Origin of the sequence: Sinomonas terrae, assembly GCF_022539255.1 — a bacterium.
GTDB classification, from domain to species: domain Bacteria; phylum Actinomycetota; class Actinomycetes; order Actinomycetales; family Micrococcaceae; genus Sinomonas; species Sinomonas terrae.
In genome coordinates, this window is sequence record NZ_JAKZBV010000001.1 from 2,895,844 (window position 1) to 2,919,325 (window position 23,482).

Annotated in this window: 22 protein-coding genes and 1 tRNA gene; 5 read left to right on the forward strand and 18 right to left on the reverse strand. The window is 66.3% G+C overall.

Annotated features, from left to right (window positions below; translation table 11 throughout):
* Nucleotides 1-7 precede the first annotated feature (7 nt).
* Nucleotides 8-2,110, reverse strand: a complete 2,103-nt coding sequence (locus L0M17_RS13415; protein ID WP_241054515.1) for an acetyl/propionyl/methylcrotonyl-CoA carboxylase subunit alpha — start codon at nt 2,108-2,110, stop codon at nt 8-10.
* Nucleotides 2,111-2,113: 3 nt separating this feature from the next.
* Nucleotides 2,114-3,709, reverse strand: a complete 1,596-nt coding sequence (locus tag L0M17_RS13420) for a carboxyl transferase domain-containing protein (protein WP_241054517.1) — start codon at nt 3,707-3,709, stop codon at nt 2,114-2,116.
* A 120-nt stretch (nt 3,710-3,829) separates the two neighbouring features.
* On the opposite strand from L0M17_RS13420, the gene L0M17_RS13425 reads away from it, so the two are divergent.
* Nucleotides 3,830-4,501 (forward strand): TetR/AcrR family transcriptional regulator, encoded by a 672-nt coding sequence (locus L0M17_RS13425; protein ID WP_241054519.1) that lies wholly within the window; start codon nt 3,830-3,832, stop codon nt 4,499-4,501.
* On the opposite strand, the gene L0M17_RS13430 is transcribed toward L0M17_RS13425, so the two are convergent.
* From L0M17_RS13430 to pdhA, 3 genes are read right to left on the reverse strand one after another with little or no spacing between them, the layout of a single operon-like run.
* Nucleotides 4,485-5,819: a dihydrolipoamide acetyltransferase family protein gene (locus L0M17_RS13430; RefSeq protein WP_241054521.1), complete on the reverse strand. Its 1,335-nt coding sequence runs from the start codon at nt 5,817-5,819 to the stop codon at nt 4,485-4,487. The two genes, L0M17_RS13425 and L0M17_RS13430, sit on opposite strands and share 17 nt — an antisense overlap.
* Complete coding sequence (locus tag L0M17_RS13435) at nt 5,816-6,838, reverse strand: alpha-ketoacid dehydrogenase subunit beta (protein WP_241054523.1); 1,023 nt, start codon at nt 6,836-6,838, stop codon at nt 5,816-5,818. Before L0M17_RS13435 ends, L0M17_RS13430 begins: the two co-directional genes overlap by 4 nt.
* Nucleotides 6,838-7,986 carry a pyruvate dehydrogenase (acetyl-transferring) E1 component subunit alpha gene (gene pdhA / locus L0M17_RS13440; RefSeq protein ID WP_241056448.1) on the reverse strand — a complete coding sequence of 383 codons (1,149 nt, stop codon included), beginning with the start codon at nt 7,984-7,986 and terminating at the stop codon, nt 6,838-6,840. The genes L0M17_RS13435 and pdhA overlap by 1 nt, the downstream gene beginning before the upstream one ends.
* A gap of 161 nt (nt 7,987-8,147) precedes the next feature.
* Between pdhA and L0M17_RS13445 the strand changes: the two genes are divergently transcribed.
* Nucleotides 8,148-8,621 (forward strand): Lrp/AsnC family transcriptional regulator, encoded by a 474-nt coding sequence (locus L0M17_RS13445; protein WP_241054525.1) that lies wholly within the window; start codon nt 8,148-8,150, stop codon nt 8,619-8,621.
* Nucleotides 8,622-8,696: 75 nt separating this feature from the next.
* Entirely contained in the window at nt 8,697-10,331 is a 1,635-nt protein-coding gene (locus tag L0M17_RS13450) for a sensor histidine kinase (protein ID WP_241054527.1), read from the forward strand.
* 9 nt (nt 10,332-10,340) lie between these two features.
* On the opposite strand, the gene L0M17_RS13455 is transcribed toward L0M17_RS13450, so the two are convergent.
* The 6 genes from L0M17_RS13455 to rpsB form a co-directional block, all read right to left on the reverse strand.
* Nucleotides 10,341-10,919 carry a DivIVA domain-containing protein gene (locus tag L0M17_RS13455; RefSeq protein WP_241054529.1) on the reverse strand — a complete coding sequence of 193 codons (579 nt, stop codon included), beginning with the start codon at nt 10,917-10,919 and terminating at the stop codon, nt 10,341-10,343.
* A 54-nt stretch (nt 10,920-10,973) separates the two neighbouring features.
* Nucleotides 10,974-11,954 (reverse strand): phosphatidate cytidylyltransferase, encoded by a 981-nt coding sequence (locus L0M17_RS13460; protein WP_372498019.1) that lies wholly within the window; start codon nt 11,952-11,954, stop codon nt 10,974-10,976.
* Complete coding sequence (gene frr / locus L0M17_RS13465; RefSeq protein ID WP_241054531.1) at nt 11,954-12,511, reverse strand: ribosome recycling factor; 558 nt, start codon at nt 12,509-12,511, stop codon at nt 11,954-11,956. Before frr ends, L0M17_RS13460 begins: the two co-directional genes overlap by 1 nt.
* A 76-nt stretch (nt 12,512-12,587) precedes the next feature.
* Nucleotides 12,588-13,355, reverse strand: a complete 768-nt coding sequence (pyrH, locus tag L0M17_RS13470; RefSeq protein WP_241054534.1) for a UMP kinase — start codon at nt 13,353-13,355, stop codon at nt 12,588-12,590.
* A gap of 183 nt (nt 13,356-13,538) precedes the next feature.
* The gene (gene tsf / locus L0M17_RS13475) at nt 13,539-14,375 is read right to left on the reverse strand and encodes a translation elongation factor Ts (RefSeq protein ID WP_241054536.1); all 837 of its coding nucleotides are present in this window, start codon (nt 14,373-14,375) and stop codon (nt 13,539-13,541) included.
* A gap of 123 nt (nt 14,376-14,498) precedes the next feature.
* On the reverse strand, nt 14,499-15,404 hold the full coding sequence (gene rpsB, locus L0M17_RS13480) for a 30S ribosomal protein S2 (protein WP_241054538.1): 906 nt from the start codon (nt 15,402-15,404) through the stop codon (nt 14,499-14,501).
* A gap of 407 nt (nt 15,405-15,811) precedes the next feature.
* On the opposite strand from rpsB, the gene L0M17_RS13485 reads away from it, so the two are divergent.
* The gene (locus L0M17_RS13485; protein ID WP_241054540.1) at nt 15,812-16,393 is read left to right on the forward strand and encodes a M23 family metallopeptidase; all 582 of its coding nucleotides are present in this window, start codon (nt 15,812-15,814) and stop codon (nt 16,391-16,393) included.
* A gap of 37 nt (nt 16,394-16,430) precedes the next feature.
* Here the strand turns inward: L0M17_RS13485 and L0M17_RS13490 are convergent, their stop codons facing one another.
* The 3 genes from L0M17_RS13490 to L0M17_RS13500 form a co-directional block, all read right to left on the reverse strand.
* Nucleotides 16,431-17,609 carry an acyl-CoA dehydrogenase family protein gene (locus L0M17_RS13490; protein WP_241054541.1) on the reverse strand — a complete coding sequence of 393 codons (1,179 nt, stop codon included), beginning with the start codon at nt 17,607-17,609 and terminating at the stop codon, nt 16,431-16,433.
* Between the two features lie 736 nt (nt 17,610-18,345).
* On the reverse strand, nt 18,346-18,555 hold the full coding sequence (locus L0M17_RS13495) for a hypothetical protein (protein ID WP_241054542.1): 210 nt from the start codon (nt 18,553-18,555) through the stop codon (nt 18,346-18,348).
* A gap of 56 nt (nt 18,556-18,611) precedes the next feature.
* Nucleotides 18,612-18,881: a hypothetical protein gene (locus tag L0M17_RS13500; protein ID WP_241054543.1), complete on the reverse strand. Its 270-nt coding sequence runs from the start codon at nt 18,879-18,881 to the stop codon at nt 18,612-18,614.
* Between the two features lie 948 nt (nt 18,882-19,829).
* Between L0M17_RS13500 and L0M17_RS13505 the strand changes: the two genes are divergently transcribed.
* On the forward strand, nt 19,830-20,384 hold the full coding sequence (locus tag L0M17_RS13505; RefSeq protein WP_241054544.1) for a hypothetical protein: 555 nt from the start codon (nt 19,830-19,832) through the stop codon (nt 20,382-20,384).
* A 140-nt stretch (nt 20,385-20,524) separates the two neighbouring features.
* On the opposite strand, the gene L0M17_RS13510 is transcribed toward L0M17_RS13505, so the two are convergent.
* The 4 genes from L0M17_RS13510 to L0M17_RS13525 form a co-directional block, all read right to left on the reverse strand.
* Nucleotides 20,525-20,598: transfer RNA gene (locus L0M17_RS13510), tRNA-Ile, on the reverse strand.
* A gap of 73 nt (nt 20,599-20,671) precedes the next feature.
* Nucleotides 20,672-21,880: a glycosyltransferase gene (locus tag L0M17_RS13515; RefSeq protein WP_241054545.1), complete on the reverse strand. Its 1,209-nt coding sequence runs from the start codon at nt 21,878-21,880 to the stop codon at nt 20,672-20,674.
* 23 nt (nt 21,881-21,903) lie between these two features.
* A complete protein-coding gene (locus L0M17_RS13520) occupies nt 21,904-22,821 on the reverse strand; it encodes a DMT family transporter (protein ID WP_241054546.1) in 918 nt (305 codons plus the stop codon).
* A complete protein-coding gene (locus L0M17_RS13525) occupies nt 22,821-23,480 on the reverse strand; it encodes a CDP-alcohol phosphatidyltransferase family protein (protein ID WP_241054548.1) in 660 nt (219 codons plus the stop codon). The genes L0M17_RS13520 and L0M17_RS13525 overlap by 1 nt, the downstream gene beginning before the upstream one ends.
* Between the last annotated feature and the right edge of the window lie 2 nt (nt 23,481-23,482).

Here is a 23,482-nt window from a genome sequence, read left to right on the forward strand (position 1 = left end):
CAGCTCCTCAGGCTTGGGTGGAAGGTTCGGGGGCGGGCGTTGGTGCGGGCGCTACGGTGGCCACGATCTGATCTGCCTTGACGAGCGCGCCGAGGCCGACGTGGAGCTGGACGGTTCCCGCGACGCCGGCGACAAGCTGGTGCTCCATCTTCATGGCCTCGACGCTGACGAGCGGCTGCCCCGATTCAACGCTTTCACCAGGGGCGACGGCGACCGAAACGACCGTGCCCGGCATCGGAGAGCGCACCTCGGGTGAAGCCTCGCCCTCGTTCCGGTGGATCGCGGCGAGCAGTCGTTCGAGCCGCTGCGCACGGCCGAGCACAGGGAACGAGACGGACCACCCGCCGTCCCCCAAGTAGATCGTCTGGCCCTCGTTCGCCCTGCCGACGGCCCAGGAGTAGGTGTGCAGCTCACCGTCCAGCTCGAGCTGTGCTGAATGGCCGACGACGGCGAGGCTCGCCTTGCGTGCGCTGCCCGAGTCGACGGCGACGCTCCAGCTGCTGCCGTGAGGGGCGCCGGCGTGAGGGCCGCCGTCGTGAGGCCCGGAAATGCGCACCGTGACGACGCCGCCGTCGGACGTTCCGAGGGTAACGCGGCGTCCTGCAGGGGCCCCCAAGCGCCAGCCGTCCCGACGCCACGCGCCGGCACCGAGTTCCCGTTCCCCCGTGTGCTCGGCGAGGAGCCCCGCGGCGACCATTTCGGCCTCGCCGGGCGCACGGAATTCGAGATGCTCGAGCCGCCTCTCGATGAGCGTCGTGTCGAGCTTCCCGGCCTGGACATCGGGATCCGCGAGGAGAAGTCGGAGATACTCGATGTTGGTCGTGACGCCGAGAACCGTGTAGTCCGCGAGCGCAGCATCGAGTCGGGCGAGGGCTTCGCTCCGGTCACGGCCCCACGCGATGGCCTTGGCGAGCATGGGATCGTAGTCGGCACCGATCGCAAGGCCCTCGAGGAGTGAACTGTCGACCCGGATTCCGCTCCCTGCGGGCTCTCGCAGGAATTCGGCGGTTCCCGTCGAGGGGAGGAATTCGCGGCGCCCGCTTCCCGTCTCCACCAGTGCCTCCGAGTAGATGCGCGCCTCGATCGCATGGCCGTCGAGGCGGACGTCCTCTTGGGCGAGTGCAAGCGGCTCCCCTGCGGCGACCCGGAGCTGCTGCTCGACGATATCCACCCCGGTCACCATCTCGGTGACCGGGTGCTCGACCTGGAGCCGCGTGTTCATCTCCATGAAGAAGAACTCGTCCGGCGCCTCGTCGCTGACGAGGAACTCGACCGTCCCGGCCCCCGTGTAGCCGACGCTGCGGGCGGCGTCGCAGGCCGCCTGGCCGATCCTGGCCCGCGTCTCCTCGTCCAGCAACGGCGACGGCGCCTCCTCGATGACCTTCTGGTGGCGCCGCTGCAGGGAGCACTCGCGCTCGCCCAGATGGATCGTGGTGCCGTGCTGGTCGGCGAGGACTTGGACCTCTATGTGGCGGGGCGCAGAAATGAGCTTCTCGAGGAAGAGCGTGTCGTCGCCGAAGGCGGCGGCCGCCACGCGTCGGGCCGTCACGAGCGCTCGAGGGAGCTCGTCGACCGAGGCGACGACGTGCATCCCCTTGCCTCCGCCGCCGGCGGAGGGCTTGATCAGCAGCGGGTAGCCCACGCCGTCGGCCGCGGCGATGAGCTCGGCATCGGTGAGCCCGGGGCGTGCGATGCCTGGAACGGTCGGCACGCCGAAGCCTGCCACATGGTTCTTCGCCCGGATCTTGTCCCCCATGACCGCAAGCGCCTCGACCCCCGGTCCCACAAACGCGATTCCGGCCTCGCCCAGCGCTCGCGCGAAGGCCTCGTTCTCGCTCAGGAAGCCGTAGCCGGGATGCACGGCGTCGGCGCCCGTCGAGCGGCACGCCTCGACGATCGCGGCGATGTTGAGGTAGCTCTCCAGCGCGGGCGCAGGGCCGATGCGGATGGATTCGTCGGCCTCGCGCACGTGCCGGGCGCCGCCGTCGGCGTCGCTGTAGACGGCGACGGAGGCAACGCCGAGCCTGCGCAGAGTGCGGATGATCCGACACGCGATCTCTCCGCGGTTGGCGACGAGGACCTTGCGGAAGGGGATTGACAGTTGAGCCATGCCTCACATCCTGAAGACGCCGAATGAGGTGTCCGGCAGCGGCGCTTGGGCGACGACGTCGAGCGCCATGCCGAGCACTCGCCGCGTATCGGCGGGGTCGATGATGCCGTCGTCCCAGAGACGGGCCGTTGAATAGTAGGGGCTCCCCTGAGTCTCGTACTGCGCCTTGATGGGTGCCTTGAATGCCTCCTCCTCGGCGGCGGACCACTCCTCGAGCTGCTCGCGCTTCACAGTGGCCAGAACGCTTGCCGCCTGATTGCCGCCCATCACGGAGATGCGGCTCGCGGGCCACATCCAGAGGAAGCGCGGCGAATACGCGCGGCCGCACATGGAGTAGTTGCCGGCACCGAACGAGCCGCCGATCACCACGGTGAGCTTGGGCACCCGCGTCGTGGCGACGGCGGTGACCATCTTCGCGCCGTGCTTGGCGATGCCGCCGTGTTCGTAGTCGCGGCCCACCATGAAGCCCGAGATGTTCTGCAGGAAGAGGAGCGGGGTCGCGCGCTGGTCGCAGAGTTCGATGAAGTGTGCGCCCTTCACCGCCGATTCGGAGAAGAGGACTCCATTGTTCGCGACGATCCCTACCGGATGACCGTGGATCCGTGCGAAGCCGGTGACGAGCGTCTGCCCGTAGTCCTTCTTGAACTCGTGGAATTCACTCCCGTCGACGAGCCGGGCGATCACCTCGCGCACGTCGTAGCGTGCATTGACGTCGGTGGGCACACAGCCGTAGATCTGGTCCGGGTCGGCTTTGGGTTCGACGGCGGCGAGGACTTCCCAAGGCGGGGACGACGGCGGTGGGAGCGTCGCGATGATGCCGCGGACGATTTCGAGGGCATGCTCGTCGTTCTCTGCAAGGTGGTCTGCGACGCCGGAGATCTTGGCGTGGACGTCGCCACCCCCCAGTTCCTCGGCGGAGACAATCTCCCCGATGGCGGCTTTGACGAGCGGGGGGCCGCCAAGGAAGATCGTCCCCTGGTTGCGCACAATGACGGTCTCGTCGCTCATCGCGGGCACGTAAGCCCCACCCGCGGTGCACGAGCCCAGAACGGCGGCGATCTGCGGGATCTTCGCGGCTGACATTCGGGCCTGGTTGTAGAAGATGCGCCCGAAGTGTTCACGGTCCGGGAAGACCTCGTCCTGCCGCGGCAGGAACGCGCCCCCTGAGTCGACCAGATAGACGCAAGGGAGGCGGTTCTCGAGGGCGATCTCCTGCGCTCGCAAGTGCTTCTTCACCGTCAGGGGGTAATAAGTGCCGCCCTTGACTGTCGCGTCGTTCGAGATCACGAGCACTTGACGTCCGTGGACAAGTCCGATCCCGGCGATGACTCCGGCGCCAGGACTCTCGTCCCCGTACATCCCGTTCGCAGCGAGCGGAGCGATCTCGAGGAACGGCGATCCCTCGTCCAGGAGGACATCGATGCGCTCGCGCGGGAGCAGCTTCCCGCGAGCGATGTGCCGCTCTCGGGAGCGAGGCGGGCCGCCAAGCGCCGTCGCCGCGAGACGGTCCGCGAGCTCGGCGGCCAACGCCCGCTGCGCGGCGTCGTTCTCGGCGAACTCAACACTCGAGGGGTCGATCCGGCTGAGTAGGGTCTCCATCGAACCTCCGGCCTCATTCAGCAGCTGGCACGTTTGATCAGCAGGTTTGGTTAGTGACTGTTAACTGAAACCAAGTTAGTCTGGATTAACTGTGATGTCCACCACCTGTTCGGAGGCCACGTGAACGAGATCGCCAGCCCCCGTAGCGAGGCAAAGGCCGTCCGGCGCCAGGCGCTTCTCGACGCGGCCGCAGCCTTGTTCGCCGCGCAAGGGTTCGCAGGGGTCTCCCTCGGCGACCTGGGGGCCGCTGTGGGCGTGAGTGGGCCGGCGATCTACCGACACTTCGCCGGAAAGCAGGCCGTGCTCGGCGCCCTGCTCGTGGGTGTGAGTGAGGAGCTGCTCGCAGGCGGGCGCCGGGCGGCGGCCGGGGATGCTGGCGGGGATGCTGGCGGGGAGGCTGGCGACGCCGGAAGCTCCCTGCGCGGGCTCGTCGCCTTCCACGTGGATTTCGCGCTCTCCAAGCCGGACGTCATCCGGGTGCAGGACAGGGACTTCACGAGCCTCTCCCCCGACGATCAGAACGCCGTGCGGTCCCTCCAGCTCGCGTACGTCGACGTGTGGGTTCAGACGCTCCGCCGCCTGCACCCCGAAGCCTCGCAGGCTGAGCTGAGGCTCCGGGCGCAGGCGGTGTTCGGGCTCATCAACTCGACGCCGCACTCGGTCGGACGCACTCGGCGCGACGGGGGAAGGGTCCCCGCCGCGCCCGCGCGTCAGCTTCTCGAGTCGATGGCGTTGGCAGCGCTCACCGCAGGTTCATCGCCAGGAAAGGACCGCCTCACACCATCGTCATGACCATGCCCGGGTCTCCGAGGATCGCCCCGACGTCCGCGAGGAACCGGGACGCCTGCTCACCGTCGACGATCCGGTGGTCGAACGAGAGGGAGAGCGTGAGCACTTCGCGCAGTGCGATGTCCCCCCGGTACTCCCACGGCATGCGGCGTACCTGACCCATCGCCAGGATGGCGGCCTCGCCCGGATTGAGGATCGGTGTTCCAGCGTCCACGCCAAAGACGCCGATGTTCGTGATCGTGATCGTTCCCCCGGTGAGGTCGCTGGGTGCGATCCGCCCTTCGCGGGCAGCGTCGACGACGCCTGCGATCGCGGCGGCGAGTTCGCGCAGGCCGAGCACCTCGGCATCCTTGACGTTCGGCACGAGGAGTCCCCGCGGCGTCGCGGCCGCGAAACCAAGGTTCACGTAGTGATATTGGACGATCTCCTGGGCCTTCTCGTCCCACCTGGCATTGAGGGACGGGTGCCGGCGCAGCGCGACGAGGACGGCCTTGGCGGCGAGCGTCATGGGGGTGAGCCTCACGTCGGCGAACGCCTTCGACGCCTTGAGCTTGGCCAAGAGCTCCATCGTCGGCGTGACGTCGACGGTGAGGAACTCGCTCGCGTGCGGGGCCGTGAAAGCGCTCGCCACCATCGCCGCAGCGGTCTGCTTCCGTACGCCTTGGACAGGGATGCGCGTTTCGCGGTCGCCAGCTTCGGGCGACGGCGGCGTTCCCACCTCGGCGAGGACATCGTCGCGAGTCACCAGCCCCTTCGGCCCGCTGCCGTGGACGACGGCGAGATCCACGCCGAGGTCCTTGGCGAGCTTCCGCACAGGTGGGGTCGAGCGAGGGCGCTCCGCGGGCGGTGCGGTGGCTGGCTCAGCGGCTGGCACGGTTGTTGCATGCACAGCGGCCGGCTCGGTTGCTGCATTCACGGCGGCCGGCTCGGTTGCTGCATGCATAGCGGCTGGCGCAGCCGTCGCCCAGCTTCTCGCCTTCCGAGCTGGGCGACCGGCTGCTTCAGGCATCGCGCCGTATCCGACGAGGTTCGGCTCTCGCTTCGCGGAGGCGCCGGCCGCCACCTCGAACTCTGCGATCGGCGCCCCGACGGCGACGACCTGGCCCGGCTCGGCGAGCAGCGCAGTGACCCTGCCCGTGAATGGACTCGGGAGCTCGACGACGGCCTTGGCCGTCTCCACCTCGCCGATCACCTGGTTGAGCTGGACGGTGTCGCCGACTCCGACGCGCCACGACACGATCTCGGACTCCGTCAGCCCTTCGCCGAGGTCCGGCAGTCGGAACTGGCGCGTCTGGGTGGGAGCATCTGCTGTAGCAGTCATTCGCCGTCCTCAATTCCGCTGAGGGAGTTCGGCCGCCCCATCGCCCGGTCGACGCCGTCAAGAATCCTGTCGAGGTCGGGCAGGTGGTAGAACTCGAGCTTCGAGTGGGGGTACGGGACGTCGAATCCTGTGACGCGCACGGGAGCATGTTCGAGGAAGTAGAAGCAGCGCTCCGTGATGCTCGCCGCGATCTCCGCGCCGAGCCCGGCCGTCTGCGAGGCCTCGTGGGCGATGACGAGACGCCCTGTCTTCCTAACTGACGCCTCGATCGTTCCGAAGTCGATCGGCGAGAGGGAACGGAGGTCGATGGCCTCGACGGAGATTCCTTCGTCCGAGGCAGCCGTCGCCGCGTCCAGGCAGGTCTTGGCGAGAGGTCCATAGCCGACGAGCGTCACGTCCGTGCCCTCGGTGAGCACGCGCGCCGCGTCCATGGCAAGGCCGCCGGGCCCCTCGAGGCCGACGGTCTCGTCAACTTCGCCTCTGTCGTGATAGCGCCGCTTCGGCTCGAAGAAGACCACTGGGTCGTCGCACGCAATGGCCTGCTGGATCATCGAGTAGGCGTCCTGCGGATTGGAGACCGCGACGACACGGAGCCCGGCCGTGTGCACGAAATAGGCCTCGGGAGACTCGGAGTGGTGCTCGGGCGAGCCGATTCCCCCGCCGAAGGGGATCCGGATCGTCAACGGAACTTTGATCCGGCCGAGACTGCGGAAATGGAGCTTGGCCACCTGGGAGACGATCTGGTCGAAGGCCGGGTAGACGAAGCCGTCGAACTGGATCTCGACCACCGGCCGGTAGCCTCGGTAGGCCATGCCGATCGCGGTGCCCATGATCCCCGACTCCGCGAGCGGGGTGTCGATGACGCGGTGGGCTCCGAAGTCCTTCTGGAGCCCGTCTGTGATGCGGAAGACACCGCCCAGCTTGCCGATGTCCTCGCCCATGAGGACGACCTTGCTGTCACGCTCCATGGACTGGCGGAGGCCCGCGTTGAGCGCCTTCGCTAACGTCATCTCGGACATCATCGTCCTCCCTCTGCTGTCGTAGCCGCCCCTGCCCCGATGCCGCCCTCTATACCCCGGCGATAACGCTCGAAGTGGTCGCGCTGACGCTCGAGCACAGGCTGCGGTCCGGCGTACACGTGCTCGAAGAGGGACTCCGGTTCCGGGTCGGGCATATGGATCGTCGCCTCGCGCACGGCTTCAGCGACTGAGTCTGCCTTCTCAGCGGCCCGCGCCCGCACGGCGTCGTCGACGACGCCGATGGAGGCCAGGTACGCCTCGAACCGTGCGATGGGGTCCTTCTCCTTCCAATCCTCGAGCTCGTTGGCGTCCCTGTAGCGGGTGGGATCGTCCGCCGTCGTATGCGGCCCCATACGGTAGGTGACCGCCTCGATGAAGGAGGGGCCGTTCCCCGAGCGCGCTCTTTCGAGGGCCTCACGGGTCGCCGCGAGGCACGCGAGGACGTCATTGCCGTCGACGCGGACGCTCGAGATGCCGAAACCGGGGGCGCGCCGGGCGATCGGCACGTGGGCCTGGACACCGACGGGCTCGGAAATGGCCCACTGGTTGTTCTGGCAGAAGAAGACCACGGGCGCTTGGAAGCTCGCGGCGAACACCATCGACTCGTTGACGTCGCCCTGGCTCGTGGCGCCGTCGCCGAAGTACGTGACGACGGCGGTCTCGGCGCCGTCGAACAGGACACCCATCGCGTAGCCGACGGCATGGAGGGTCTGGGCCCCGATCACGACCTGGGAGGGGCCCATGTTCATCGCGAAGGGATCCCACCCGGAGTGCGCATTGCCGCGCCACTGCCTGACCAGGTCGGGGAGCTCGGCGCCGCGGGCGTAGGCGACGCCGATCTCCCGGTAGCTCGGGAAGATGAAGTCGTCGGGCCCGATCGCGTGGGCGGAGCCGATCTGCGCGGCCTCTTGGCCCACAAACGGTGGCCACAGGCCAAGCTGCCCCTGTCTCTGGAGGGCTGTCCCCTCTGCATCGATGCGGCGGGCCACGACCATGTCCTCATAAATGGAGACAAGAAGTGCCGCGCTGTCGGCGCCTTCGACCCGGCCGTCGACGTCGGCGAGGAAGCGGTCGTAGCGTTCGTGCGGGTGGCGAACGCCGTCAGGTGAGAGTAGCTGAATGGGAGACCCGCCATGTCCGGCGGTCATCTGATATGTGGACACCGGTACGCATCCTTTTCGCTCGCGGGAGGCCTGTAGGCCCCGTTATTTGTGACCATACTCACATCGCACAGGACGTACAACCAATCGCACGGAAATTGAGCACGATGCACTATTCGGGCCTCTGCCCCCGTGCTAATCTGCGCAGCATGCACTCCGTGGATGCCACCGATGCCCGGATCCTTCGGGCCCTTGCCACGGATCCGCGCCGGACCGTCGTCGCCCTGGCCCAAGAGCTCGGGCTATCCAGGAACACCGTGCAGGCCAGGCTCGCCCGCCTCGAACAGCACGCGTTCCTTCCGTTCGACCGCCGGATCAATCCGACCTCCCTCGGCTACCCGCTCCTGGCGTTCATCACGGTCCATGTCCAACAGCGGCGGCTCGCTGACATCACGGAGGAGATCGCCCGCATTCCCGAAGTCTTGGAAGGCCACGGACTCACGGGCACGGCCGACCTCCTCTTGCGCGTCGTCGCCGTCGATGCCGAAGACCTCTTCCGCATCCACGGCAAAATCCTCGCCATTGAGGGCGTGGACCGCACCGACACTGCACTGGCAATGGGAGAACTCATCCCGTTCCGCATGGATCCATTGCTCGAAAGGGGTCCCCGTACGGCCAACTGACGGAGAGCTCTCGCCCAAGCGACACAATTTGTCACAGAATTGGCTCAGCCACATCGCTTACGGGGAAGGCCGCCGTTGGAACAGCTCCTGGACATCCTGCTCGGGCACGCCCGCTTCCATGAACTCAGTCTGCGTACCCGGGTGGTGCTGAATCAGCTGCCGCTCAACCTCACGATGCTCTTGGTGCTCATCATTGCCGCGGTGGTGCGGTCCGACGAGTATTCAGAGCCGGGCTTCATCGTCAGCCAAGCAGCTGCGCTCCTGCTCCTCGGATGCTGCGCCGCCGTTCCGTGGCGCCGTCTTCCCCGCTGGTCCCATCTCCTCATCCCCGTGCTCGACTTCTCTGTGATCGGGCTCCTCCGCGTCACTTCCGAGGACGTTCTCGGCGGCCTCGCGCTGCTGGCGGCCTTCCCCATCATCTGGCTCACTGGCTCGGGCTACCGCCCTCGCCTCATGGTCGTGTTCGGCGGCGTCGCAAGCCTGCTCATGGTGTGGGTTCCGCACTTCATGAACGGAACGGCGGCGCCCGCGACCCTCGCCGCCGAATTCCTCACGCCGTTCATGATGCTCGCCATCGGCATCGTCACTGCGGTCATGACTCAGAGCGCCAAGGCCCAGCAGCTGCGCGTCCAGGAGCTCCTGGACCGGAGCGAGACGCGCGGACATCTGCTCGACACCATTCTTGATACCGTCGACGTCGGAGTCGGCGTATTCGACACCGAGGGCCGGATCCTGCTGATGAATGCCCAGCAGCGGGAGCTCCATGCATCGGCCCTTCCACCGGGCGTCGAAGACGCCCGGGAGCGGGACCTCCTCATCTTCCGCGACGGGTCCCAGCAGCCCGTGCCTACTTCGGATCGGCCAGCCCGCAGGGCGATCGACGGCGAGACGTTCTCGCACGAGGTGTACCGGCTGGGACGTGGGCCGAAGTCGCGCATCGTGTCGGTTTCAGCGCGCGCGTTCCTCGAAGCCAGCGGATGCCGGGGCGGATCGGTCCTCGCCTTCTCCGACGTCACCGAGGTCGTCGCTGCGGTGCGCGCACGGGAGACTTTCGTGGCGGCCATGTCCCACGAGTTCCGCACCCCGCTGACAAGCCTCATCGGCTACGCGGAACTGCTTCAGGACGATCCTTCGCTCAGCCCGGCAGCCCGCTCGGATACTCAGGTCATGGTGCGCAACGCACGGCACCTGAACAAGATGGTCGACGACGTCCTCGCCGCCGCAACCTCGGGTGTGACCGAGGACTACCGCCTGCCCCTCGATTTGGCCCGACTTGTGAGGGAGCAGGCTGTCGCCTCGGCACCAGAGGCAATGAGCCGAAACATTACGCTGGACGTTGATGCGGAGGGCGACCTGCCGATTCTGGGCGACCGGACCGGCGTCGTGCGGGTAATCGACAACCTCGTCTCGAACGCCCTGAAGTACTCCGACGACGGCGGAAAGGTCAGGCTCGAGGCTCGGCAGGACGGCGCGTGGGCCGTCCTCTCCGTCGAAGACCAAGGCATCGGGATTGGCGCCGAAGACTTGGACCGGGTGTTCAAGCGATTCCAGCGGAGTTCGGCAGCGGTGCGGTCCGGCGTCCCCGGCACTGGCCTTGGGCTAGCCCTTGCGCAGGAGGTCGCCGAGCAGCACGGCGGCGAGTTGGCAGTCACGAGCGAACTCGGGGTCGGGAGCGTCTTCACGCTCCGCTTGCCGCTCCGACAGCCCTAGCCTTCGCGCTCAGGCGATCTTGGCGATCAGCTCCACACAGCGGTCCAGGAACGCATCGACCTGGGTCTCCTCGTAGCCGTCCGCCCCGGTGACGGTGCGGAACACGGCAGTGCGGACATCGTCGGCACTCATCGTCGCATCGTGCTCAAGGTAGTCGAGGAGGCGGTGGCAGAGATCGTCGACGTCCTTCACGTTGTAGCTCGGCGAACCGGTCCTAGAAGGCCGCCGGAAACGATCGCCGTCGGGGCGGAGGAGACGGTTTCGGAGGATCCCTGCGAGGTAGCCGACCTCGTGCAGCCAGGCGTCCTCGCCCTCGCTGTCGATGAGCTCATCGCGTTCGCGGCGGGCAAGGGCATCCTCAAGGCGATCCAAGGCGGCATCGACCTGTCCGGCGTCGTACCCTCCCCGGACTGCGTCGAAGGCGACGGTGCGCACATCGTGGCTCGTCACCGTCTCGGACGAGCGGGAACCGCGCAGATAGGAACGAGCAGCCTCCATGAACTTCTCGACCTGCTTGGGGCTGTACCCCAGCTCGCCGCGGGCTACCCTCTTGAATCCCGCCGCGGCTCCCGAATCAGTGCGCGCCACCGTGCCTCCGTCCTGTTGTTTGCACAGAATATCCTGCCGTCCTGATGCTGCGGTCTAGGCAGACGGCAGCAGGCCGAACAGGACGTAAGCGACCGGCACAGCGAACAGGAGCGAGTCGAGCCTGTCCATCATGCCGCCGTGGCCCGGGAGGATGCTGCTCATGTCTTTGATGCCGAGTTCGCGTTTGACCATCGACTCCGCGAGGTCGCCAGCGGTCGCCGCTCCGACCATCGCCACGGCGAGGACGACGCCGACCCACCATGGGCGCCCGAGGAGGAAGATCGTTCCGAGCACCCCGATGACGACGGCCCCCGCGACAGAGCCTGCGAACCCCTCCCACGACTTCTTCGGGCTGATCTTGGGCGCCATGGGATGCTTGCCGAGGCTCGCCCCGACGATGTAGCCGAAGGTGTCGTTGGCCACCACGAGCAGAAGCGTGAGGACGAGCTGCAGGACGCTGCGCGGCACCGTGAGGCCCGGCCACAGGCCGAGCGGCGGGGCGGAAAGGCCTGTGTCGTGGAGGGGAAGCACCGCGAAGCCCACGAAGAACGGGATCCAGAGCAGTACGAAGACGCCTCCGACGACGTTCGTCACGGCTCCCTCTGCGCGCTCGAGACTCTGCCAGAGGAGGACGGCAGCCGCGGTCGCGATGAGCGCGAACAGCTGGGCCTCCTGGCCCCCGAAGAAGGCCGAGAACGGGATCGCCACGGCGCCCACGAGCACCGGCACGATCGGGATGTTCGTCCTGCGGGTCTGGAGCGCCCGGAAGACTTCCCAGACTCCAAGGACTCCCGCGGCGGTTCCCACGAGCACAAAGCCAAGCGGCCAGACGAAAAGCCCGGCGAGGACCGCGGCGAGAAGGGCGAGGCCGACGACGATGGCGGCCGGGAGGTTACGGCCCGTCTTCGACGACGAGGCGGTGTTCGCGGCCGCTGCCGCATGAGCGACCGCAGCCTCGCGCCGGGCGCGCCGGGAAGCCGGCGCCCCGGGCGCGTCGAGGGGCGGCCCACCGGCCTCGGACTGAGGGTCGGCCATCAGACCTCGAGTAGCTCGGCTTCCTTGCGCTTGACGAGCTCGTCCACGCTGTCCGTGTGCTGCTTGGTCAGGCCGTCGAGCTCCTTCTCACCCCGTGCGCCATCGTCCTCGCCCACCTCGCCGTCCTTGACGAGCCGGTCGAGTGATTCCTTTGCCTTGCGCCGGATGCTGCGGATGGACACCTTCGCGTCCTCACCCTTGCCCTTGACGATCTTGACGTACTCCTTGCGGCGCTCCTGAGTGAGCTCGGGAAGGACGACGCGGATCACCGAGCCGTCATTCGAGGGGTTCGCACCCACCTCGGAGTCGCTCAGCGCACGCTCGATATCGCGCAGGGCCGTCTTGTCGAACGGAGTGATGAGGATCGTGCGCGCGTCGGAAACTTGGAAGGAAGCGAGCTGCTGGAGCGGAGTCGGGGAGCCGTAGTACTCGACCATCACCTTGGCGTACAGCGCAGGGTTGGCGCGGCCGGTGCGGATCGAGGCGAAATCCTCCTTGGCCACATCGACGGCCTTCTCCATCTTTTCGGCGGCCTCGAGAAGAGTCTCTTCGATCACAGTTGCTTGGCTCCTGACTGCCTGGGCTGCTGAATGCTGGCCTGTTGCTTGTTGAACTGTTGCCATCCTAGCCGGACTACGGCGTCACCACGGTCCCAAGCTCGCGGCCCAGGATGGCCTGCGTGACGTTTCCCGCACCCTCCATCCCGAAGACGACCATCGTCACCCCGTTGTCCTTGCACATCGTCATCGCGGTCTGATCCATGACCCGGATGTCGCGACGAAGGGCCTCGTCATAGGTGAGCCGTTCGAGCTTGCGCGCGTCGGGGTCCTTCTTCGGGTCTGCCGTGTAGACACCGTCGACGCCGCTCTTGGCCATGAGGACGACGTCGGCGTGCACCTCGAGCGCGCGCTGCACCGCGACCGTGTCGGTCGAGAAGTAGGGAAGGCCCGCCCCGGCGCCGAAGATCACCACTCGGCCCTTCTCCATGTGACGGATCGCGCGCCGCGGGATGTAGGCCTCGGCGACCTGACCCATCGTGATGGCACTCTGAACTCGTGTCTCGACGCCGGCCTGCTCGAGGAAGTCCTGGAGCGCGAGGCAGTTCATGACCGTTCCCAGCATCCCCATGTAGTCGGCTCGCGAGCGGTCCATCCCGCTCTGAGACAGTTCCGCCCCACGGAAGAAATTGCCCCCGCCCACCACGATGGCGACCTCGACGTCGTCGACCGCCGCCGCGATCTGCTCGGCGACGCCGCGGACGGTGCCGGGATCCACACCAAGCTTGCCGCCACCGAACACCTCGCCCGAGAGCTTGAGCAGCACGCGCCTGCGGCGTTCCGGAATGGGGTCGTCAGTGACGGGGAGCGTCGCGGTCTGCACGGCGGTCTCTACGGTTTCCATTTGTGAATCTGTCCCCTCGAACCGGTGGGTAGGGCGGTTGCTGTATTGGCCTTGGTCTAGATTATCGGCATTGCCAGCACAGGAAATTGCTGGCACCGGAAATTGCTGGCACACGAAAGGGGCGGCCACCGGCGGTGGTCGCCCCTTTCTCCGAGCGTGATAACGCGCCCGGAATGAGCCTGCTTAGGCGCCGACGCGGAAGCGCGCGAAGGCCGAGCCCTCGACTCCAGCCTCCTTGAGCACCTGGCCGACGCTCTTCTTGGCGTCCTTCGCGAATGCCTGGTCGAGCAGGACCTCGCCCTTGAAGAAGCCGGTCACTCGACCGTCGACGATCTTCGTGAGGGCGGCCTCCGGCTTGCCCTCGGCGCGGGCGGTCTCCTCCGCAATGCGGCGCTCGGACTCGACGAGGTCGGCCGGGACGTCCTCACGGCTGAGGTAGTTCGGTGCCATCGCGGCGATGTGCACGGCGACGTCGTGTGCGGCAGCCTCGGCGGCCTCGCCCTCACCGTCGACCGCGAACAGGACGCCGACCTGGGCCGGGAGGTCCTTGGACGTCTTGTGAAGGTACGCGTCAACCGTCTTGCCCTCGATGCGAGCAATGCGGCGGATGGCGACCTTCTCGCCGAGCACTGCGCCCTCCTCGACGACGAACTCGCTCACGGGCTTGCCGTCGATCTGAGCCGCGAGGAGCGCGTCGAGCTCCGCAGCGCCGGAAGCGACCGCGGCACCGAGGACCTTGTCGGCCAGCTCGATGAACTTGGCGGACTTGGCAACGAAGTCGGTCTCACAGTTGACCTCGACCATGACGCCGACGCCGTTCTCGACCTTGGCGGCCACGAGGCCTTCAGCGGTCGAGCGGCCCTCGCGCTTGGTCGCGCCCTTGAGGCCCTTGATGCGGATGATCTCGATTGCCTTCTCGGCGTCGCCGTTGGCCTCGTCGAGAGCCTTCTTGACGTCCATCATGCCCGCGCCCGTGCGCTCGCGCAGGGCCTTGATGTCAGCAGCGGTGTAGTTCGCCATCTGAACCCCTCTGTCTTGTTCTTAGCACTTCTCACACATCGGCAGGATGGCGCCGTTGGGCGGCGCCATCCTGCCGTCGTCCCCTGGCCGTGTTTCGCGGCGGGGTGTATGTCTTCTGACCGACTAGGCCTGAGCCTGCTCGCCCTCGGCCGGAGCAGCCTGCTCTGCCGGTGCGGCCTGCTCAGCCGGTGCGGCCTGCTCGGCCGGCGCGGCCTGCTCAGCCGGCGCGGCCTGCTCAGCCGGTGCGGCCTGCTCAGCGTTCTGGCCCTCGAGAAGCTCGCGCTCCCACTCGGCCAGCGGCTCAGCAGAAGAAGAGCCCTCGGAGCCCGCAGCGCGGTTGGTGCGCGCGATAAGGCCCTCGGCAACGGCATCGGCAACGACGCGCGTCAGCAGGTTGACGGAGCGGATCGCGTCGTCGTTGCCCGGAATCGGGTAGTTGACCTCGTCAGGGTCGCAGTTCGTGTCGAGGATCGCGACGACCGGGATGCCAAGCTTCTTGGCCTCGTCGACGGCGAGGTGCTCCTTCTTCGTGTCGACGACCCACAGGAGGGACGGCGTGCGCGAGAGGTTGCGGATACCACCGAGGGTCTTCTCGAGCTTGTCCTTCTCGCGCTCAAGGATGAGGAGCTCCTTCTTGGTGCGGCCCGAACCGGCCACGTCCTCGAAGTCGATTTCCTCGAGCTCCTTGAGGCGCTGGATGCGCTTGGCAACCGTGGAGAAGTTGGTGAGCATGCCACCGAGCCAGCGCTGGTTGACGTAGGGCTGGCCGACGCGCGTCGCCTGCTCTGCGATGGCCTCCTGGGCCTGCTTCTTCGTGCCGACGAAGAGCACCGTGCCGCCCTTGGCGACCGTGTTCTTGACGTGCTCGTAGGCGCGGTCGATGTACGAGAGCGACTGCTGAAGATCGATGATGTAGATGCCGTTGCGCTCGGTGAAGATGAAGCGCTTCATCTTCGGGTTCCAACGGCGGGTCTGGTGACCGAAGTGGACGCCGCTGTCGAGCAGCTGGCGCATGGTGACGACGGGCATGCCGACGCTCCTTCCGGCAGGTCCTTCACGAGGGAGCCGTTCCGGCTGCCCTTGCCCCTGCCCTTGATGTTGACGGTTTTCGACGAAGGCCGATCGGCCCACGTCCCTGGCATCCCCTGCAGACCCGAGCCGCCGAAGCGGACCGTCAGGAATACAGTGCCCGTCACATAACGACAGGCTCTGGATGCGCGGAGTCGGCTTCCTGAGCACGTTGACAACAACAGGGCACAGAAAACCGCACTTGACAGTATACTACAGGGCCTGCACCAGAGAGGCCGAGGCACGAGCTTGGTCCCCACAGTTCCAACCCTTGGCTTATAGCCCTCCACACAGCGTACGACGGCGAGGCGTCCACATACGCGCGCAAACAGCCGCGCGCGGCTGCCCCGAGAACGGAGGCTGGGAGCATGGTTCGGATTCTCCGCCGGGCGCGCCTCGCGGTCGCTCTTCTCTTGGTTGTCCCTGTCTTGGCCGTCGCGCTCTTGGGCGTCCCTGTATTGGGGGTCCCTCTGTTGGGCTATGCGGCGCAGCATCCCGCAGTCCCCGTGGCCTTGGTCGAGCCTGCTCCCGCACGCGGGTGGCTCTGGCCGCTTGAGCCTCGGCCCGCCGTCGTGCGCGCCTTCGATCCTCCCGCACGACCCTGGCTCAGCGGGCATCGCGGGGTGGATCTCTCCGCGGCGCCGGGCCAAGGTCTTTTCGCACCGCACGACGGTGTGGTTGCGTTCGCGGGTTGGGTCGTCGACCGCCCTGTGCTGACCCTCGACCACGGGGACGGCCTGCGGAGCAGTTTCGAACCGGCGGAGACGGACCTCGACGTGGGCGCACAGGTATCCGCCGGCCAGCAGATAGGGCGCATTGCGGTGGTGCCACTGCACTGCGAAGGCGCATGCCTGCACTGGGGCGTTCGCAAAGACGACGAGTACATCAGTCCGCTGAGCCTTGTCATGGATACGAGGCCTTCGATCCTGCTCCCCTGGCGGGATCCCTAGGATTCAGGGACTCCTGCGGTCCTCCCGCACACGATTCTCACACGATCGCGGAAATGCCTGTGATGGCACGTCCCGTCACGAGGGTGTTGATCTCATGGGTCCCTTCGTAGGAGAACACGGCCTCTGCATCAGCAAAGACCTTGGCCATGCCGTAGTCGGTGACGATGCCGTTGCCTCCGAGGACGGCCCGGCCGAGGGCGACGGATTCGCGCATACGCGCAGTTGTCACAGCCTTGGCCAGAGCTGACTGCTCGTCGCGGGCCTGCCCCTCCTCCGCAAGCTGCGACACGCGGACCATGAGCCCCAGGGAACTGACGGTGTTCCCGAGCATCGTGACCAGATGATCTTGGACGAGCTGGAAGGAGGCTATCGGCCGGCCGAATTGGAGACGCTCCACGGCATACTGGCGAGCGACGTCGAACGCGGCCATCATGAGCCCCACGGCCTGCCAGGCGACTGAGAGCCGCGTGGCCCGGAGCACCTTGTTGGTATCGCGGAAGCTGTTGCCGTGGGCGAGCTTGAACTCGTTCGGGACAACGACGTCTTCGAGGGTGATGTCGGCATTCTGGACCGTTCGGAGCGAAATCTTGTTCTCGATCTTCGTTGCCTTGTAGCCCTCGAGGCGAGTGTCGACGAGGAATGCCTTCACCTGGTTGTCGTCGACGTCTCGCGCATAGACGACGACCCAGTCCGAGAACGTCGCATTGCCGATCCATCGCTTGGCCCCGTTGAGGATCCAGGATGATCCGTCCCGCTGGGCTGTCGTGCGCGTGCCGCCGGCGACGTCGCTGCCGCCGAGAGGCTCAGTGAGGGCGAAGGCCCCGATCTTCTTGAGCGCGTAGACGTCAGGAAGCCACTCCTCCTGCTGCTCGCGCGAGGCCAGCAGTTCGAGCGAGCCGGTGAAGAGTCCGTCGTGTACCCCCATGAACGTCGCGATCGAGGCATCGGCGCGCGTGAACTCCGCGTGGAGCAGGCCAGCCAGAAGGTGGGAATGGCCCTGACGGCGGACGGGGCTCACAATGTCGAGCTCAGCAAGCTCGGGGATGAGCGCGTGCGGAAACTCTCCCCTGTTCCAGAAGTCCACAGCGATAGGCCTGACATTGGCCTCAAGCCACTCCCGCACCTCATGGAGCCGGTCGCGCTCCTTCTGGGAGAGAAGCGCCTCGAACGCGAAGAAGTCACCATCCGCGTAGGGCAGCTCAGTTGGTTCGGGCATCTCGGTCCTCCTGCCAGACTTGTTACTCATGAGTAACATACAGGGAGTGGGGGCGGCAAACAAGGGAATGCTCTTGGGAACGGAGGCGAGGAGGCCGAAAATCGTCGGCGTGGGGAGCCCGACGGGACACGAGAGGTGCGGGAAGTACACGCTGCGCAGAGTTCGACGTCGTCCTGTTGGTGGCCAGCCGGTCGGGTCACCGATGGGAGGTGGGCGAGCTCGGCAAGGGAGTGGAGCTCGTGGCGGAAACGCCGGTGACATCCATGGCAGCCCCGGCACCTGCACTCGGCACACTCCGGACCCAACGGTTCATGCTCGTCGGCGGCTCAGGCGCGGGAACCGCGACGCCGCCGGCGGCTGAAGAAGCGCAGGAGAAGACCCAGGGCCGCGAGTCCCAGGCCGAGCACGATGAGGCCCCCGTACAGATGAGTTTGGTCGGAAGCCGCAGAGCGGCACTCGGCTGTCCAGTCCGTTCCCGGCGGGGCTACAGCACTGGCTGGAACAGGTCCGTAGGCCGTAGGAAACGCGGCACCACAGTGCGGGCCGACGGGGAGGGCCAACCCCAAAATCAGACCGAGCACCACGAGAGCAGCCCCCGCCCATAGGTGCCAACGAGGAAAGCCCCTCTGGTCCGCCATCGGCCCTCCCAGTTCGAGACTCGAGGGTGAATCGCCCTATTGGTCGTTGCCCGTCCACCGGTCTTCCAGACAAGCGGAACTCCGGAACGAAGGTGAGCTTACGGCGGAGCATCAAGCTTGACCACGGACGAAAGTTGCATCTTCGCGGTCTGGGCGACGACGCCCGCCGCGAACCAAGGGATCATGAGTCCAAGGGCGATGGCCGCGAGGAGGAGCCCGAGCGCCACGGCGCTGAGCACGACGATCCCGCCCCCGCGAGAACCGCTCGAGTAGAGGTCCGAAAGAGCCCTGCGAGCTCCCGCGCCCACAGGAGAGCCGCCACGCGGCTGAGGGCTCCGAGGGAGTCGATCATGCCCTCACCACGCTAGTTCCCCTTGCGCCGCCTGCGGACCGAGACCGCAGCCGACGCTGCCGATACCACCAGCACGACCGCGAGCATCCCCCAGGCATTCGGAACGAAGTTGACTGCGGGCAGCCCGTTCTCCTCCGTAAACCAGGCTTCGAAGATGCCCGGAAGGTACGCGCGCGTTCCCGTCGCCCACCCGAACGCGACAGCGGCGATCAGCACGATCACCAGAACGGCCATGCCAACGAACAATCCGCCAAGGGCGGAGAGGACGACCCTCGCAAACACCTGTTACTCCTCCGTCTTGGAATTCCACCGAAGCTAGCCGACCGGTCCTGAAAGCACCGACGCGATCTTAGCTTCCCTCTCGCGCGTCAGAGCTGAGAATCGTGACCTCATCGCAGTCACGCTCGGCCCGCAACATATCGTGGGTCGCAATGAGCACCGTTCCGCCCATCCCCGCAAGCCCGCGAGCCCCGCAAAGCCCGCGAGCATTTCCCTCAACGCGGCCAAGGCATCCGGATCGAGGCCCCGGAACGGTTCGTCGAATATTGCCACCTGAGGCTGATCACAGAGCCCCAGTGTTGAACGAGGGAAGTCCAGAGCGGGCCCTGGCTAGTACGAATTCGTGGAACGAATTGGTTGAACACGGCCTTGTTGGATTTGGGCATCACCCGCTCTCATAATTGGGTTAAGGCCTCGTAGAGCCAGAATTTCTAAGCCGTGAAGTATTGCTAGATGCCATAGGCACAAAAAAGACCTCGAGCGGCACCTCCAGCGCGAGACAGATGAGTTTGGCCGTGCGTACCCCGTTGACGGACTGGGTCTTTCCTGACACGAGGTTATCGATCGTGCCCGGGGCACAGCCGACGAAGTTCGCCAGACCGCGGTTCGACAAGCCGCGGAGAGCCATGAGTTCCACTAGTGCCTCAGGCGCTACGAGCTTCATCCGCATGCCGGCGTGCCACCCCCCTCAGGTACGTCGATGCCTCGCGCGTGACCCCATTCAATCCACCCGATCAGCACCCGTCAAGTGCAAGGTAACGTCAAATGAACCAAAGTTAGGCAGATCTTAGGCACCCACCGGATGAGATCCCCGAAATCTCGCGGATCGAGGCCTTCCAAAATTAGGCAGATGTTAGGCAGTGCGGGTCGGCGTGTCGGCAGACGACGGCAAGAGATGCCTAAGATTCAGGAGTTGGGCCTGCGCCGTCCAACGGGGACGAGGGGAGAGTGATGAGCCAGCCTGACCTTGGAGCGCTGCTCGCTGACGCGAAGGCTGCCCGCGGGTGGTCCTTCGAGGCCATGTCGAGGGCTTGCGGCGGAGTGCCGACTGGCAAGAGACTCTTCCAGCTCATCAATTCGCCGCTCAAGAACTTCCCGGATCCGGATACAATCCGCGGACTCCAGAAGGCCACGGGCGCGAGCGCAACCGAGCTTGTCATGGCTGCCGCGCGATCCCTCGGGCTGGACGTCACCGAGGCGGACCCTGATGCTCTTCACGTCCCGGGGATCTCAGGAGCATCCGACACCGCGCGTCAGGCGCTGCTCGAGATCGGATGGGAGATCTCCGCACTTTCCGCACAAGCGGCAGCTACCCCATCCGCAGCTGCCCCGTCGCGCGCCACCCGGGAACCCACGGAACGGAAGCGTCCCCCGCGCGGCGCCAGCCGTCGTCATAGCACCGAACTACCTGAGAACTGGCAGGATCTCGCGGCGTATCGAGGGCCAGAGGAACATCTGCGCCGCGCAGACGAATGGGACGCACGGGGCGAGGAATCTCAAGGCTGACCGCACTTGGCCCGAAGGCCCCAACGCACTTCGGCGCATGAAGAGTGCAGTCCATAGAGAAGAGCTCAGCCCATAGAGGCCTCAAGAGGCCCCGGAACCTCGCGGATTTCCGGGGCCTCTCCACGTTGGGCTGCGGACTGTAGGGCTACTGGGACTTGAACCCAGGACCAAGGGATTATGAGTCCCCTGCTCTAACCGGCTGAGCTATAGCCCCTCGCCGAACGGCCGGAGCCGTGCGGGCCCCTCCATCCTAGCCTGACGTGGAGGCGTCCTAGCGTGACCTGGGGTCAGACAGTCTGCGGAACGCTGTCCGCTCCACGATAGAACGCTTCGAAGGTATCCAAGGTGTACTTGATGCTGTGCTTCTGCACCATCTCGTGGCTGACCTTCCCCATGGCGATCCGTTCCGGCTCAGAAAGCCTGAGGATCTTGCCAAGCTTCTCGGCGAGATCGCGACTGTCGTTGGGCCGGAAGAGGAAGCCGTTCTCGCCGTCGCGGACGAGGTGCGGGAGCGCCATCGCGTCGGCGAGCACGACCGGTGTCGAAGCGCTCATGGCCTCGAGCGTCACAAGTGACTGAAGCTCGGCTGTCCCTGGCATGCAGAAGACGTCGGCACGGAGATAGGCCTCGCGAAGCTCGTCATCGGGGACCAGTCCGAGGAAGCGGACTCGATCGCCGAGGCCGAGCCGAGCGACCTGGGCTTCAAGGCGTGGCCGGATCTCGCCGTCGCCCACGATCTCCAAGTGGGCATCCAGCTCCGCGGGAAGCTTCGCCAGGGCGTCAATGAGGACATCGATGTTCTTCTCCTCAGCCAGGCGCCCTGCGAAAAGTACCGTGGGCCAAGGGTTCTTTGTGAGCTGCTCCTCGGGCAGCAGTTCATACGCGGGCGAGTCGATGCCATTGGACAGCGGGATCACTTCGTGGAGGAATGCATGATCCCGCATCGCCTTCGCAGCAAGCGGAGTCGGGGTCGTGACGACGTTCGCCTGGCCCATGATCTTCCCCATGTCCTTCCAGGACACGCGGCCGATGATGTCCTTGAGCCACTGCGGGAACGGAAGGAACGGGTTGAGGTTCTCCGGCATGAAGTGGTTCGTCGCAACAATGCGGATCCCGCGCCTGACTGCCTCGTACAGGACGTGCTCGCCAATCATGTAATGGCTCTGGATGTGGACCACGTCCGGCTGTACCCGATCGAAGAGAAGCGAGATCTCCTTCTTGATCTCCCAGGGGAACACCACGCGGAAATACGGGTGGGTCGGCACCGAATGGGAGCGGAGCCGGTGAACGGTTCCCTCCGGCCGGAATTCGCTGAAGCTCTTGCCCTTCTCGGAACGGCTCGACAGCACATGCACGTCGTGGCCGCGCGCGCTCATGCCCTTCGCGAGGCGGTAGCCGAACTGCGCGGCTCCGTTGACGTCCGGCGGGTAGGTATCGGCGGCGATCAGGATCGTCAGCGGCTTCTGGCTCTGTGCCTCGAGGTCGGGCAGGGTCACGAATCTCTCTCCTGGTCGGCCGGTCACTGCCCCGGCTCGGCGGAGCCTCGGAGCTCGCGGGCCGCTTCATTCCGTCGGCTCGTGACCTCAGGGTGATGCCGGGACAGGGCAACGACACCCACGATAGCAATGAGTGCGGCCGCGGCCATGGCAATCGCCACGACAGGCGGGACGTGTGGCCGGAGTTCATGCAGGATTGTGATGCCGATTGCCACCCCAACCATGGGGTCAATAACCGTGAGCCCGGCGATGACCAGATCGGGCGGCCCCGCGGAGTAGGCGTTCTGAACGAACCAGGAACCCAGGCCTCCTGCCGCGGCAATCGCAATGATCGAATACCACTGCACATTCAGCAGGAAGAGGCCGTTCGGGTCCAGCAGCTGCCGGCCGATGATGCGCGTGAGCACGGCGACGAACCCGAAGAGGACGCCAGCTCCCAGGATGAACACGAACGCGTTGAGCCGCTGCCGGAAGGCCGCAGCGAGGCCTCCGAAGATGCAGATCGCCAACGCGAGCAGGAGGACGATGGTGAGCTCCTCCCCCGCCGTCACATTGTTGTTCTCCTCGGTGGCGTTGACGGCCAAGAGCACGAAAAGGGCAGAGCCCGTAACGCAGGACGAGATCGCGACGACGGTGGGCCGATTGAGGGTGATGCCTTGGTCTTTCGAGTTCACGACGGTCGTGATGACGAGCGCGATCGCGCCGATCGGCTGCACGACCGTAAGCGGAGCCGTGATGAGGGCCATCATGTTCGAGACGAGGCCGAGGCCCAGCAGAAGCAGGCCAAAGAGCCATCGGGGATTGCGCAGGAGCCGCAGGAATCCGTTGGAGCTGAGACCCAGTCCTCCCGTGTCGAACTTGACCGCGCTCCCCTGCCGCTGTGCGCCGAGGGCGAGGAAGAGGGCTCCGAGGAGCGCGAGGACGACGGCGAACCACACCATTAGGGGCGCACCTCACCCGAGTCGCGGGCACCGCCGTCGTCCTCGGCCCTGCGCTCACTGCGCACGCTTTGGCCCTTCCGCACGATCGCCCAGAAGTAGTTGTAGGCGGCGACCCAGTGGCCCACGAGTCCCAACGCAAGGAAGACCCATGCGATGACGAGGTAACCGGCAGCGCCTGCAATCGGCAGCTTCGAGAGGACCAGCAGCGGGGTCCCGAACAGCAGGAAGGCCGTGCGGACCTTGCCGATGCGGCTCACCGGGAGGTCCGGATGGTTGTGGAAGTAGAAGAAGGAGGCGGTGCCGAGCACGATGTCCGGGACGACCAGAGCCACGAGGTACCACCACTGGACCACGCCGGCGAGCACAAGCGTCAGCGCGACGGCGAGGAGTGCGAGCCGGTCGGCCGCGGGGTCGAGGACTCTGCCCAACTCCGACATCTGATTGAAGCGGCGGGCGACATAGCCGTCGACCCAATCGGTACATCCCATGATCGCCAGCACCAGCACCGCCCACCCGTACTCGCGAGGCCCAAGTACGAGCCACATGAACAGTGGGACGCCCATGAACCGGACGACCGTCAGGACGTTGGGGACAGTGAGCACGCGGTGCTGGTGCACCAGCGGCCGTCCGGGCCGAGAACCAGCACCGAACATCCTCATCA